The organism is Agrobacterium sp. 16-172Ci (assembly GCF_053522725.1).
Genome location: NZ_JBNWBW010000006.1, coordinates 25,264 through 38,933, shown reverse-complemented (window position 1 = coordinate 38,933; position 13,670 = coordinate 25,264). Strand labels below are relative to the sequence as shown.

Annotated in this window: 15 protein-coding genes; 6 read left to right on the top strand and 9 right to left on the bottom strand. The window is 60.3% G+C overall.

The window, feature by feature from the left end:
- Nucleotides 1-2: 2 nt before the first annotated feature.
- Nucleotides 3-1,247: an aromatic ring-hydroxylating oxygenase subunit alpha gene (locus ACQZ40_RS08450; RefSeq protein WP_078051484.1), complete on the bottom strand. Its 1,245-nt coding sequence runs from the start codon at nt 1,245-1,247 to the stop codon at nt 3-5.
- Nucleotides 1,248-1,579: 332 nt separating this feature from the next.
- On the opposite strand from ACQZ40_RS08450, the gene ACQZ40_RS08445 reads away from it, so the two are divergent.
- Genes ACQZ40_RS08445 through ACQZ40_RS08435 form a run of 3 tightly spaced genes read left to right on the top strand, consistent with a single transcriptional unit; the run spans nt 1,580 to nt 4,703 of the window.
- Nucleotides 1,580-2,188, top strand: coding sequence for a DUF6656 family protein (locus tag ACQZ40_RS08445; protein WP_065654341.1), 609 nt, complete (start codon nt 1,580-1,582; stop codon nt 2,186-2,188).
- 53 nt (nt 2,189-2,241) lie between these two features.
- Complete coding sequence (locus ACQZ40_RS08440; protein ID WP_448747758.1) at nt 2,242-3,219, top strand: L-threonylcarbamoyladenylate synthase; 978 nt, start codon at nt 2,242-2,244, stop codon at nt 3,217-3,219.
- Between the two features lie 50 nt (nt 3,220-3,269).
- A complete protein-coding gene (locus tag ACQZ40_RS08435; protein WP_448747757.1) occupies nt 3,270-4,703 on the top strand; it encodes an FAD-binding oxidoreductase in 1,434 nt (477 codons plus the stop codon).
- Between the two features lie 14 nt (nt 4,704-4,717).
- On the opposite strand, the gene ACQZ40_RS08430 is transcribed toward ACQZ40_RS08435, so the two are convergent.
- Complete coding sequence (locus ACQZ40_RS08430; protein ID WP_003521054.1) at nt 4,718-5,236, bottom strand: glycosyltransferase family protein; 519 nt, start codon at nt 5,234-5,236, stop codon at nt 4,718-4,720.
- A 289-nt stretch (nt 5,237-5,525) separates the two neighbouring features.
- Between ACQZ40_RS08430 and ACQZ40_RS08425 the strand changes: the two genes are divergently transcribed.
- The 3 genes from ACQZ40_RS08425 to ACQZ40_RS08415 all read left to right on the top strand — a co-directional run bounded on the left by ACQZ40_RS08425 (nt 5,526) and on the right by ACQZ40_RS08415 (nt 8,931).
- Nucleotides 5,526-6,683: a PA0069 family radical SAM protein gene (locus tag ACQZ40_RS08425; protein ID WP_161987664.1), complete on the top strand. Its 1,158-nt coding sequence runs from the start codon at nt 5,526-5,528 to the stop codon at nt 6,681-6,683.
- 336 nt (nt 6,684-7,019) lie between these two features.
- Complete coding sequence (locus ACQZ40_RS08420; RefSeq protein WP_448747813.1) at nt 7,020-7,673, top strand: ribonuclease HII; 654 nt, start codon at nt 7,020-7,022, stop codon at nt 7,671-7,673.
- Nucleotides 7,674-7,755: 82 nt separating this feature from the next.
- Nucleotides 7,756-8,931, top strand: a complete 1,176-nt coding sequence (locus tag ACQZ40_RS08415; RefSeq protein WP_448747756.1) for a peptidase S41 — start codon at nt 7,756-7,758, stop codon at nt 8,929-8,931.
- A gap of 111 nt (nt 8,932-9,042) precedes the next feature.
- Here the strand turns inward: ACQZ40_RS08415 and ACQZ40_RS08410 are convergent, their stop codons facing one another.
- The 7 genes from ACQZ40_RS08410 to ACQZ40_RS08380 all read right to left on the bottom strand — a co-directional run bounded on the left by ACQZ40_RS08410 (nt 9,043) and on the right by ACQZ40_RS08380 (nt 13,378).
- Entirely contained in the window at nt 9,043-9,207 is a 165-nt protein-coding gene (locus ACQZ40_RS08410; RefSeq protein WP_433821944.1) for a hypothetical protein, read from the bottom strand.
- 53 nt (nt 9,208-9,260) lie between these two features.
- A complete protein-coding gene (locus tag ACQZ40_RS08405; RefSeq protein ID WP_020810758.1) occupies nt 9,261-9,746 on the bottom strand; it encodes a F0F1 ATP synthase subunit B in 486 nt (161 codons plus the stop codon).
- 1 nt (nt 9,747) lies between these two features.
- A complete protein-coding gene (locus ACQZ40_RS08400) occupies nt 9,748-10,389 on the bottom strand; it encodes a F0F1 ATP synthase subunit B (RefSeq protein ID WP_059760786.1) in 642 nt (213 codons plus the stop codon).
- A 79-nt stretch (nt 10,390-10,468) separates the two neighbouring features.
- Nucleotides 10,469-10,696 carry a F0F1 ATP synthase subunit C gene (locus ACQZ40_RS08395; protein WP_003494147.1) on the bottom strand — a complete coding sequence of 76 codons (228 nt, stop codon included), beginning with the start codon at nt 10,694-10,696 and terminating at the stop codon, nt 10,469-10,471.
- Nucleotides 10,697-10,768: 72 nt separating this feature from the next.
- Nucleotides 10,769-11,518 carry a F0F1 ATP synthase subunit A gene (locus ACQZ40_RS08390; protein WP_080856012.1) on the bottom strand — a complete coding sequence of 250 codons (750 nt, stop codon included), beginning with the start codon at nt 11,516-11,518 and terminating at the stop codon, nt 10,769-10,771.
- Nucleotides 11,519-11,578: 60 nt separating this feature from the next.
- Nucleotides 11,579-11,944, bottom strand: coding sequence for an AtpZ/AtpI family protein (locus ACQZ40_RS08385; RefSeq protein WP_035261818.1), 366 nt, complete (start codon nt 11,942-11,944; stop codon nt 11,579-11,581).
- Nucleotides 11,945-12,214: 270 nt separating this feature from the next.
- Nucleotides 12,215-13,378 (bottom strand): cell wall hydrolase, encoded by a 1,164-nt coding sequence (locus tag ACQZ40_RS08380; RefSeq protein WP_065654347.1) that lies wholly within the window; start codon nt 13,376-13,378, stop codon nt 12,215-12,217.
- Nucleotides 13,379-13,670 lie beyond the last annotated feature (292 nt).

The following is a 13,670-nucleotide window of genomic DNA, read 5'->3' as shown; positions in this document are numbered from 1 at the left end:
CATCACGCTACAGCCGAAAGCCGGGCCTTATCGCCGGAGAGCCGGTCGACCATGAAATCGGAGTACCAGTTGACGAACTGCATCACGCCGCCCTCGTCCTCCATGGAATAGGGGCCCGGCTCATAGGCAGGGGAACGAATGCCGAAGGCATTTTCCTCGACGATGCGGCGGTCCTGATCGTTGGTCTCGTTCCAGACATGGGTGAGGTCCTCGAGATCGTAGTCCACGCCTTCGACGGCATCCTTGTGCACCAGCCATTTGGTGGTGACCATGGTTTCCGTGGCGCTGAGCGGCAGCACCCGGAAGGAAATGGTGTGGTCGCCGAGGAAGTGGTTCCAGGTCGTCGGATAGTGGAACAGGAGCAGCGCGCCGATATGGCTGATGCTGACATCGTCAGACAGCGGCCGGCGCACGGCGCGCTTGCCGGACATGGTGTAGCTTTCCGCCTCGCCGATCAGCGGCATGCGGGCCACGCGGAACTGGCCCTTGGGGTCGATCTTGAAACGGCTCGGCAGGCCGGCGGCCTCGCAGCGTGCCCAGTGGCCGCCGATCTCTGGATCGCTCGCCCCGCCGTCCGTTCCCGTCACGCTCGGGTTTTCGGGATAGGTGCGGCAGAGTTCCGGATGGTTGGCGGCGCAATGGTAGCACTCGCGGTTATTTTCCCAGACGAGCTTCCAGTTGCCCTTTTCGATGATCGTGCTCTCATGCGCGACCTTCGCCTCCCAGATGCGGTGCGGCGCCATGTAGCTCTCGACTTCCTTGCGCATGGGCTCGAAATCGGCCGGCTGATCGGCAAGGCAGATGAAGACGTAACCGGCGACGGTTTCGCAGGCGACCGGCTTCAGGCCGAAATCGCCCTTGTCGAACTCTTCGCCCATATGGCGCGCAAACAGCAGCTTGCCGTCGAGATCGTAGGTCCACTGGTGATAGGGACAGACGAGGCGGGCCGACTGGCCCTTCTGTGTGGTGCAGACGCGCGAGCCGCGATGGCGGCAGGAATTGTGGAAGGCGCGGATCTGCCCGTCACGGCCGCGAACGATGACCACGGAATAGGCCCCGACCTGCACGGTGAAATAGCTGCCGGATTTCTGCACTTCGCAATCATGGCCGACAAACAGCCAGTCGCGATACCAGATCGTTTCCATATCCAGCTTGAAATAATCCGGGTCCGTGTAGAAGGGCTGTTCCAGGCTGAAGCCTTCGCGGCGGTTTTTCAGCTGGCGCAATACGGTATCACGCAATTCCATGGCCAAATCCTCGATCAAACCGCCCTGCCCGACACCATTTGCGGGGTTGCGGAAGCATGTGCTCATCTAAACACCGGCGCTCATTTGCGGCAGCACAAACAGCGACATTACCTTCCGCATTGGCGACAAATTGCGACATGCTCAATTCGCCCTCTCAGCCCATTCCGCTGGGAAATCCAACAGCTATTCAATGACGGAAATGACGTCGCAATATGACGCATGATGGCGCGCGTCCTGCTCCCCACCCGTTAGAAAACGGGGGATGCGGCGCAACGGAGTATTAACGCGCCCTAAATTATCTTGCCGGATCGACAGCAACGAGGGTGTTCCCGGTGGAGAAGGCGACACGCATACGCTATTTCGATGCGAGCAGGCATTCGGTCACACCGATACGCTCGAAGACCGCGCATTCCGATTTTCTGCGCACAGGGCGTATCAGCCGTTATGAAGAGCGATGGCTGCCGAAAGAACGCGTCTATTACAGCCATGACGAAGTGGCTGCGCTGACCGGGCGAAAGCTGGAAGCTGCCGCCGATGCCACCCACAGCCGTCTGAACGGCTTTCACCAGTCCATCCGTTTCCCGAAGATGGTTTTTCACCATCTGCTCAATGACCGGCCGCATCTCGGCTATTGTCACGTCACGGCGGCGAAAACCAGCTTCGATGCCGAGCGCCATGTGCTCTGGTCCTTCTATTTCGCGAATTTCTTCGCCGAGCTGAGCGGGGCCGAAAACTTCTTCGAAAATATCGATGCGCGCTATTCGCGGATGTATTTCGCCGTCGCTATCAACGCGCTTCCCGATCAGGAACTCGCCGTCGATACCTCCGTACATCGCGGCGGCCTGCTGTTCCAGACCCACGATCCGCGGGTGGCGCTGAAAAACGTGCTCATGCTCGGCGCGCGGTCCGAGGAGATGCGCAGGATCATCAAGGCGATATAAAACTTTCCATAAGCCTCTGAAATACGCTATTGACCGCCCTGAAAGGCAGTATCATGGCGCGTCATATCGATATAGACAACGAGCGGGAAACGGCCCTGCAGGCATCCGTGGCGGAGCTTGCCGCCGGCCAGCCCATCGCCCTGCCGACGGAAACCGTCTACGGCCTTGCCGCCGACGCCACCAATCCGGCGGCGATTACCCGCATTTACGAGACAAAAGGCCGGCCGCAGTTCAACCCCCTGATCTGCCACATGGCCGATATCGCCATGGCCGAACGTTACGCCGTCTTCGACCCCATATCGCTGAAGCTCGCCGAGGCCTTCTGGCCCGGCCCGCTGACGCTGGTGCTGCCGCTGAAACCGGCAAGCGACATTCATTCGCTGGCGACAGCCGGTCTCGACACGGTCGGCATTCGTGTGCCGCAGGGTTTTGCCGGTGATCTTATCCGCCGCTTCGGCAGGCCGCTCGCCGCCCCCAGCGCCAATAGTTCCGGCAAGATCAGCCCGACAAGTGCCTCCCATGTGGAGGCGGATCTCGGCCAGAAGATCAATCTCATTCTCGATGGCGGGGCCGCCGCTGTCGGCGTCGAATCCACCATCGTCAAGGTGGAAGAGGATGGCCGGGTGCGGCTGCTTCGTCCCGGCGGCATCGTCACCGCGGACATAGAGCGCATTGTCGGCAAACGGCTCGAACGGCCGAAAAAAGCCGCCGCCGCCATTGAAGCGCCGGGAATGCTGGCCTCGCATTACGCGCCGGGTGCGGCCGTGCGCCTTCACGCCACATCGGTTCTGCCGGGCGAAGCGCTGATCCGCTTCGGCGGCATCACCGTTGCCGGCGAAGAGACGGCGCGCACCGTGCTCGATCTCAGCCCTTCCGGCGATCTTTCCGAGGCCGCCGCCAATCTGTTCGATTATCTGAAAGCCGCCGATGCAAGCGGCGCAGACATGATCGCCATCACCGCCATTCCCACCCATGGTCTCGGAGAGGCGATCAACGACCGCCTTTCCCGCGCCGCCGCGCCGCGAGGCTGACGGCACTCACCCATTTCGCCCATGTTTCAAGAGACAGCGAGACGCCGCCCATGACGACCACCGCCATCCCCTCCTCCGACATCCTCGACCGCTTTGCCGCCATTGTCGGCGAAAAGAACGCGGTCCGCGACCCGGCGGAAATGGCGCCGCGTCTGGTGGAAAATCGCGGGCTTTATCGCGGCGCCTCGCCGCTGCTCATCAAGCCCGGTTCGGTTGAAGAGGTTGCCGCCATCCTGAAGCTCGCCAGCGAGACCGGCACCGCCATCGTGCCGCAGACCGGCAATACCGGCCTAGTGGGCGGCCAGACGCCACGCGCCGAAGGAACGGACATAATCCTGTCGCTGGAGCGCATGAACCGCGTTCGCGATATCGATCCCGTTGCCAACATCATCGTCGCCGATGCCGGCTGCATTCTCGATTACATCCACAAGGCTGCTGATTCCGTGGAGCGCATGTTCCCGCTGTCGCTCGGCTCTCAAGGGTCCTGCCGCATCGGCGGCAATCTCGCCACCAATGCCGGCGGCACGGCGGTGCTCGCCTATGGCAATATGCGCCAGCTTTGCCTTGGGCTGGAAGTGGTGCTGCCGACCGGCGAAATCTGGAACGGGCTGCGCCGGCTGAAAAAGGACAATACGGGTTACGATCTGCGCGATCTCTTCATCGGTTCCGAAGGCACGCTTGGCATCATCACCGGCGCGGTGCTGAAACTCTTCCCGAAACCGCTCGGCCATCAGGTAGCCTTTGCCGGTCTCAGCTCCACCGAAGATGCGCTGAAGCTGTTCGAGATGGCCTCTAACCTCTGCGGCACGGCGCTGACCGGTTTCGAACTCATGCCGCGAATCGGCGTCGAATTCACCGCGCAGCATATTCCCGGCGTGCGCGATCCCCTGGAACAGCCGCATGAGTGGTACGCGCTCATCGATATTTCCACCTCCGACTCGGCCGAAACGGCAGATAGCATGATGCAATCGCTGCTGGAGCGCGGTTTTGAGGCCGGGCTGGTTCAGGATGCGGTGATCGCCGCGTCCGAAGCGCAGCGGCAGGCGCTCTGGCACATGCGCGAAAGCATGTCGGAGGCGCAGAAACCCGAAGGCGGCTCGATCAAGCACGATGTTTCCGTTCCGGTGTCGAAAATACCGGAATTCATGGCGACGGCGGAAAAGGCGGTTCTTGCCGCCATACCCGGCGCCCGCGTCTGCGCCTTCGGACATCTGGGCGACGGTAATATTCACTACAATATTTCCCAGCCGGTGGGTGCCGACAAGGCCGAATTCATTGGCCGCTGGCGGGACATGAACGAGATCGTGCATGGCATCGTGCTGTCGCTCGGCGGTTCCATTTCGGCCGAACACGGCATCGGGCAGTTGAAGCGCGACGAACTGGCCGCCATCCGCCCCGGCATCGAAATGGAACTGATGCGGCGCATCAAGCACGCTTTCGACCCCGCCGGCATCATGAACCCCGGCAAGGTTCTGGCCGGGTAAAGCGGCCGCCGAGGTTAGGCCGAGGCCCGCAGCGCCCAGGCGGGCACCATTTCCGCATTCAGCCGGCGCGGTTTCTGCGCGCCGACAAATTGCGTCAGGCTCATGCCCGATTTCGCAATCGACACGGCATGTTTCTTTGGCAGAAGATATCCGTGTTCCAATGGCGGAATACGCCGCAGCATACGGCTGAAGACATTGCGCCGGTGATAGCGCGAGGGCGAGAAACGGGCCGGCTGCGCGCAGATCGCCACATATTCGAGAATCTCGTCGATCCAGCCCGCCTGCGGGCGCGCGCCCGGCTCGATCAAAAGCAGCCAGCCGCCGCGTGCGGACTTCACCACGTCTTCGATATCCCACTGCCCATAAAAACGGCAGCCGGCGGCATCCGCGACACGCGACGATCCATCGCGCGAACCGTGATCGAGAATCACAACATCGCTTACAAGCCCTTCCACGGCCCCGGTTACAAGCGCAGACAATGTGTGCGCCAGTTCCGGCTCGTGATCCCGGCATTCCATTATGACTGTCAACATCTGCATAGCTCTAACGCATCGCACAATAAATTGCCACTATGCTCATCGCGGTAAAAATACGCGGCTTCCCATGCCCACCGACCGCACGGTCTCCGACGTGGCCCTGCCCGTCGCGGTCACCCATCCATCTCTGAAGAACGGCCGAATTTGCAATTTTGTTCTTGTATTGTTCTCATTCCTGATGTAGGAATTTAATCATTCGGAAGGCGGTTGAAAGCCTGTCCGGATGGAAACGGTTTAGGGCGTTGAGCGTGCCTCAAGAGGCGTGCGGCGTCCTGGGAGCATCCAGATGAGAAACCATACGCTTTCGGGGCAGGCTGCCTTCCAGCCGAGCCATATGCCGGATATTGCCAATGCGCTGGCCGATGCATCCGGCCTGCGCATCGAGATAGACCGTCGTCGCGGCCGTGGCGCCGGGCTGAACCCGGATGGACGCTTCGAGACCCTGCAGCACGAGGTTTTCGACGATGGCTGGCAGACTCTCGAGGACATGCCGGAATTCCGCACCGAGGTGCAGGTGGAAAAGCCGCGCAGCATCATCACCCGCAATGAATCGCCCGACATCCCCTTCGACCGCTCCATCAATCCCTATCGCGGCTGCGAACATGGCTGCATCTATTGTTTTGCGCGCCCTACGCACAGCTATATGGGGCTTTCCGCCGGGCTGGATTTCGAGGCCAAGCTTTTCGCCAAGCCGGATGCGGCGAAGCTGCTGGAACGGGAACTGGCAAAACCGGGCTACAAGCCGCGGGTGATCGCCATCGGCACCAATACCGATCCCTATCAGCCGATCGAGCGCGAATGGCGCATCATGCGGCAGATACTGGAAGTGCTGGCCAAGGCCGATCATCCCGTCGCCATCGTCACCAAATCGGCGTTGATCAAGCGGGATATCGATATTCTGGCGCCCATGGCGAAAAAGGGACTAGCCAAGGTCGGTATTTCCGTCACCACGCTGGACCGGAAGCTCGCGCGCAACATGGAACCGCGCGCCGCCACGCCCGAGAAGCGGCTGGAAGCCGTCAAGGCGCTGACCGATGCCGGCATTCCCGTGGCCGTGATGATGGCGCCTGTCATCCCGGCGCTCAACGATCATGAGATCGAGCGTATTCTGGAGGCCGGGAAGGCCGCCGGCGCCACCGAAGCGTCTTATGTGCTTTTGCGCCTGCCGCTGGAGGTGAGCCCGCTGTTCCGCGACTGGCTGCTGCGCAACTATCCGGACCGCTACCGTCATGTCATGTCGCTGGTGCGCTCCATGCGCGACGGCAAGGATTACGACGCGGAATTCGGAAAACGCATGAAGGGTGCCGGCCCCTATGCCTGGCAGATCGGCAGGCGTTTCGAGATGGCGACAAAAAGGCTCGGCCTCATCCGCCGCGGCATCCATCTGCGCGACGATCTCTTCGTGCCGCCGGGCGGTGCAGGCGTGCAATTGTCGCTGCTTTGAAAGACCGAGGCTGAAAACAACTCCGCCTGATCGAAGCACCATACGGAACGTGCGGCGATATCAGGCAGAACATGACAGGAAGCGGCGGCCTCTTTTTTAGACTGGCCACGCTCCCACGACATGCCCGGCAGGTTTTCCCTGGCCCGCCGGACATCGCTCCCGGAACCGCCGCCTCGCGTGCGATCGTTTTTCCTCCGCCGCCCCGTTGGAGGATCAAAGGTCATGATGACCTTCGGGGCACGGCGAGCCACGCCCCTTGACCCCGGCTCACCGCGCCTGTCATCGCCCGCTTCCGGGGGCTTGCAGGAGATCGGGTGTGTGTGCCAGTTTCGCCGCATGAAACGCACGGCCACACCCGATTCTCCTGCTCTTTTTGATATTGCCGATACCGGTCCGGATTTTTCCTTCGAACTGGAAGCGAAAAAGAAGGGCCTCTGGCCCGTGGCCGGCACGGATGAGGCAGGACGGGGACCTCTGGCCGGACCGGTGGTTGCGGCCGCCGTCATTCTCGATCCGGACAATATTCCCAAGGGGATGGACGATTCCAAGAAGCTGACGAAGCAGAAGCGGGAAAGCCTGTTCGTACAGATCATGGAAACCTCGATCGTATCCGTCGCCTCTTCCGGCCCCGGCCTGATCGACAATATGAATATCCTGCGCGCCAGCCTCGACGCCATGCGCCGCGCCGTGCTCGGTCTCGAACTCTCCCCTGCCCTCGTTTTGGCCGACGGCCGCGACCGCCCGCCCGGCATCGCCTGCGAGGCCAAAGCCGTCATCAAGGGCGATTCCCGCTCCCTCTCCATCGCCGCCGCCTCGATCATCGCCAAAGTGACCCGCGACCGGATGATGGAACGCGCGGGTGTGGTGCACACATCCTACGGCTTTGAAGGCCATGCCGGCTACGGCACTCCAGCCCACCTGCGCGCCATCGAAAGCCACGGGCCTTGCCCGCTGCACCGGATGAGCTTCAGGCCGCTGAAGCGGGATTGATGACAAATAATGGAGTTCCAGCCAGAACCTCCGCTATCGACCCGATCTGGACATCAACGAGCAACTATGTGCACCGTAAATCATGTCCCTGACGCAAGACCTCGAGAAAATTCTGGAAACTGTCCTGCCAACCGATCCCAGTTTTCGGCGGATCGAACAGGCGACGATAGACAGCTGCATTTGTGACACTCGACGATACGCTTTGGAGGGCTCCAAAGAGGCCTTTCTGTTCTCCGCGATGCGCCTGCTCGCACTTCCCGACAACGGACACACACGGCTGATCCCGAACGATTCCATCTCGGTGCTCCCGCTGAGGTTTGTGAGCGTCGGGACGGTGGTACAGTTAACTGACACGGCACTGGAAACAACTGCGACAAGAGGAGAGCTGATAGCAGTCAACGGCACACCTTTGGGCCAAATTGATGCCGCCGCAGAGAAATTTCTGGCGGGAACGCGCCAGAGGAAGCGGGTCATTGGACCGCTTCTTCTCGCGTGGCCGTATGCATTGGCCCACCTCGGTTTTTCTTCAAAAGAAAATACGACCGAATATCGCTTGAAAGACGAGAATGGGCAGATAACCGATTTGAAAGTGGAGAACGGGCGTACGGTTCCTGCATCGATGCTCTACCCGAGAAACGAGCATGGCAAGGCTGATCCGGCATGGAAGCCCGAGAGTTTTTTGGAGATCAAGGACTGGCAGGGGCTTGGGCTTTCAATATCATTGCCAAGTTTCTTCGATCCAAGCGAAACTGCGTTGCCGAAAGCCATCTCTGATGCAGCGGAGCATGTAAGCACCTGCTCAAACCAAAAACTCTTGATTGACGTTCGCGGCAACACCGGTGGCGACTTCCTTCAAACGATGCCATTGATCGACGCCATCTCTGAAAACGCTAGCAGGCAGGTTGCTGTGCTTGTCGACAAATTCACGTTTTCCGCAGCGATAGTGTTTGTAGCCATCCTCAAACATCGTTTGGGACATAGGCTCAAACTCATCGGGGAAGAAATGGGCGACGGGTTGAATTTTTTTGCCGAGGGAGGGTTGCTCGATTTGCCGATCAGCGGAGCGGTCGTTCGATACTCATCAGCCTTTCACGACTGGGAGAACGGAACCAGCGACGAAACCACACCGGCTGAAATCGCGCAGCAACTGGTCCCGGCAGGAAAACTGAATTTGGATTGGGAATGGGTCGTAAGGTCCACTGCTGAGAATGCAGAAGGCGCGTTCTATCAACAAGTTCTAAAGAGCCTGAACGATTAGGCGAACGGCGCTCCGCCGACGCTGTTGACGGTCAACCCTCGGAAAATACTGCGCCAGGTATGGAACGGCCGCCTTCGCTTTCGGCGCCGCGACAATCAGGCGACGCACACTTCATCTGTCCGCTTCTGGCGCAAAGCGGAAGCGCAATCCGGCATTCAGTATCAAAACAATAAAGCCGATCACCGCCACCTCCGAGGGAGGCCCGCTGGAGCGCATGCCGGATTTCCATAGTACAGGCGGCACCATATCCCGAACCAGCTTTTCCACCTCAAACAAAAAACCCCTCGCGGCTTGCGCCGGAGGGGTTTTGAACAATACCGAGATAAATCTCAATTCAGCTTCGACTTCACTTCGCCGATTGTGGCGGTGAAAAGCTTGGCCTTTGCGGCGGCGGTGGTCTTTTCGGCAATGAGCTTCTCGGAAGCGGCAATGGCGATATCCACGGCGGCGGCGCGGACGGCGCCGATGGCGTCGTCTTCGGCCTGCTTGATCTTCTGTTCCGAAAGGGCCGTGCGGCGGGCGACGAATTCTTCCGTCTTCTGCTTGGCTTCTTCCGTCAGGGCTGCGGCCTCACGCTCGGCGGCGGCAACGATACCTGCGGCTTCGGCTTCTGCTTCCTTACGCTTGCGCTGATATTCGGCCAGCAGGTGCTGGGCCTCTTCGCGCAGGCGCTTGGCTTCGGCCAACTCGTCCTGAATGTTCTGGGCGCGCTCGTCCAGAGACTTGGCGAGCATGCCGGGAACCTTGAGATAGGCGACCAGAACGAAGAAGAGGACGAGACCGACGAGAGCGAAAAATGATGCATCAAATGCCATATCAGGCTCCCTTCACGTTCGAAGCGGCGGCAATCGCTGCCTTCACGTCCGTGTCCTTGACCTTGGCGCCGACCAGCTGGTCGACGATGGCGGTCGCGGTTTCTTCGGCGATTGCGCCGACATCGGCGAATGCCTGTTCCTTGATGCCGGCAATGCGCTTTTCGGCGGCGGCAAGCTTTTCGGCAAGACCGGCTTCGATAGCGGCGCGGTCGGCATCGGCCTTCGCCTTTGCGGCGTCACGGGCCGCAGCGCCGATGGAGCCTGCCTTGGCGCGGGCTGCCGCGAGTTCTTTTTCATAGGTTTCGACGGCAGCGTCGGCTTCGCTTTTCAGCCGTGCCGCTTCATCGAGATCCTGTGCGATGCGTCCGTGACGGTTTTCGAGAATGCCGCCGACGCGCGGAACGATGACCTTCTGCATGAGCAGGTAGAAAAGGCCGAACGTGATCGCCAGCCAGAGAACCTGCGATGCATAAGTAGACTGATCGAACGGCGGGAATACGCCGGAAGCGCCGTGTTCGGCGCCGTGCGCCACACCGGTTTCCGTGTGCGTGGCTTCCGGTTGCGGCTGGCCGACAGCCGGAGTTTCCGTATGCGTTTCACCTACGGTCGGTGCTGACTGGGCATAAGCCTCGGTCACGAACATGCTCACCTCCAGGGGTACTGCAAATGCGAAGGATCACGGCACGCCATTTGCGGGCCGTGATCCAGACCTGATGCCGATATTAGACAGCGAACAGGAGAAGGAGAGCAACGAGCAGCGAGAAGATGCCCAGAGCTTCCGTAACGGCGAAGCCGAATACCAGACGGCCGAACTGGCTGTCGGCAGCAGAGGGGTTGCGCAGTGCGCCGGACAGGTAATCACCGAAGATACGGCCGAGTGCGAGGGACGTACCAGCCATGCCGAGGCATGCGAGACCTGCGCCGATGTACTTTGCTGCTTCCGCTTCCATGTGAGACTCCTTGAGATATTGGTTGTTGCGGCTGTTTTTGACGCCCGTTGCCGGGGCCAGCGACTTTACTTCTCAGTGACCACCATGCACGGCGTCGTTCAGGTACATGCAAGTCAGTACCGCGAAGACATAAGCCTGCAGGAAGGCAACGAGAAATTCGAGAGCGGTCATGGCGACCGTCATGATGAGAGGCAGGACTGCACCGCCGACGCCGAGCGCGCCGAGCGCGCTCATGGAGGCGACGAAGCCTGCGAAAACCTTGAGCGTGATGTGGCCGGCCAGCATGTTCGCAAAAAGACGAACCGAAAGGCTGATCGGGCGCGACAGGAACGAGATCATTTCAATCGACGCCACAAGCGGCAAAAGCGCCTTGGGCACGCCCGAGGGGGCGAAGATGCCGAAGAAATGCAGGCCATGCTTCCAGAAACCGTAAACCACGACCGTACCGATGACGAGGCAGGCGAGCGCGAAGGTGACGATAATCTGGCTGGTGACCGTGAAGAAATACGGGAACATGCCGAGAAGGTTGGCCGTCAGCACGAACATGAACAGCGAGAATACGAAGGGGAAGAACACCATGCCCTTCTTGCCGGCGCCTTCGCGCAGCATGGAGGCGATGAATTCATAGGACATTTCAGCAACGGACTGCATGCGGGTCGGGATAAGACCGCGGTTCGACGTTGCGAAATAAAGGAAACCGGAAGCCGCAGCCACGGTCGCGACCATGAAGAGCGACGCATTGGTGAAGGAAAAATCGACGCCGCCAATTTCGATCGGAATGATCGGCTGCACCAAGAACTGATGGGTCGGATCGTTTGCCACCGGCTGCCCTCTTTACCTGTCGCCGCCTGTCGCGGCATCTCAACTGCAAGAAAAAACAGCTTAAACGCCGCCTTTTCCACCCTCGTCTCGCCTGTCCGCCTTCTCCAGCAGCGGCGGCTTGGCCACCGCGCCCGTCGAGCGCAACACATTCAATACGCCTGCGCAGAAACCGAGAAGAAGAAGAACGATCATCCCCCACGGCGTCGTGCCGGCAAAATAGTCCAGAAGATAACCCAGCATAGCGCCGACCACGATGGCCGAAATGAACTCCGATGAGAGCTTAACCGCCATCGCAAAGCCCTTTCGGCTTTCCGCAGCGTTGGTCTCCGCCCTCACTTCCGCCTCATCCTCCGCCTTCACCTTGGCCAACTCGTCAGCAAGGCGCTTGCGGCGCTCGTCCAGACTATCGTCACGGTTGCCAGTCATCTTAAAATCCCACCCATTTTCTCCGTTCCAGCCATGCCAGAACCCTTTGGAGTTGTAAACGGTGACGGATTAAGCCTGTTCCAGCCCGCTCTGAAGTCGCGCGCAACATAGTTTTAGGGGCTTCTCTAGTCAAGGCACTGGCGACGGATGTTGCAGCACAAATTAATCATGCAAAAACAACAGCTTGACCTCAAATCGCCGTTTGACCGCGATGTTTCGCAAAGGAATCGGCATTTTTGACACGCAAAATGCGACAAATCGGCGGTGGTATCAGCTCCAGCCGCCACCATAGGTACGGTAAAAGACGTGCAATCCGATTCTGCCAACCTTCTTCATCGTGCGGCCCCAGGCGGGACGCACATAAACGGCGTGATAATGGGTCGCCGAACCCACTTCCTTCATCCAGATTTTGCCGGCGGTGGTGGCCATGGCCACTTCGCGCGCCATTTTCCAGTGGCGTTCGGAATTCACGCGGTCCTTGATATTGTCGCAGGCGAAGGAAAACTGGCAGCGGTTACGCCAGTCCTTGTTCTGATAGACGACGCCGCAGATGGTTTTCGGATAGGCGGGATTGCGCACGCGGTTAAGAATGACCTGCGCCACCGCCGCCTGTCCCTTCACCGATTCTCCCCGCGCCTCGAAATAGATGCCGGAGGCAAGGCATTGCTGTTCGGCTGCGGAAAACACCGTGGCGGGCAGCGGGGTGGCTGCCCAGGCGTGGTCGTCCTCAGCGATCTGCGGCACGAAACGGCCAGCCTCGGGCTTTTTGAGAATGGCGTCGAAGGGCGACTCGCGGGCAAAATCCGGTTCGGCCGGCGCATAGGCCGTGGCGAGAATATCCGGCGTGCGATTGGTGATGAGCTCGGCCAGCATCGGCGAGACGCTTCTGTCCGCCTTCTTTTCCTCGCGGCGGAAATAGAAGGAGGCGAGTTCCACGTCCTTGCCGCGCTTCGGCTTGACGAAAGCGGTGCGGTCCTTGCGCTTCAGCGGCTCGATATCCAGCATGCTGGTGCGCTGCAGGACGGAACCGGCGGTGAAGGCCTTGGGCGGCTGCATGATTTCGGTGGCGACGATGCGACCCTTCTTCGCGGCGCGGTTGACGCGCTCGCTGTCGGGCGTCGTTGCCTCGCCCTTCTTGTTGGTGACGAAGGCGACCTTGCTGCCATTGGGCAGGGTCATGCCGCCGCCGTGCAGCGCCGCCTCCCCTGCCGCATCGTTGAAGGTGAGCGAGGCATTGTGCACCGAGCCCGCCGGAGAGGCCGTCAGCACCATGCGCCATTGCTCGCCGCCCTTGTCCAGACCAGCCAGAAGCGAGGCCAGATCCGCGCGCGCAGCGAGGGAGGGAAAAACCAGCCAGGCGGCAAGGCCGAAGACGACGGGCGAGGTCCATTTTGACGCCCACCCCTGAAGGGACACGGGGGACCGACGACGCATTACTCTTTTCGAACGCAAAACCAGCACTCCGAACACCGACAACCATATTTGCTACAGGTGTTCGAGAATCTCTTATTAACCTTGATGCTTGGTTAACGCCGCGCGTGGACGCGGCTTCACGTTAATGTGTAACCATCTTCTAATGCGCGTGGCGTGGCGTCGAGTTCGCTTGTGCCGATCATAACTGTCCCGCAGGGCATCTCCACATCCGTCATTCCGGCCTCGAGCCGGAATCCAGCCGACGCGCGTCCGCGCGGCGTAAAGACTCCTTTCAGCCCAAGGACTTGCGCTG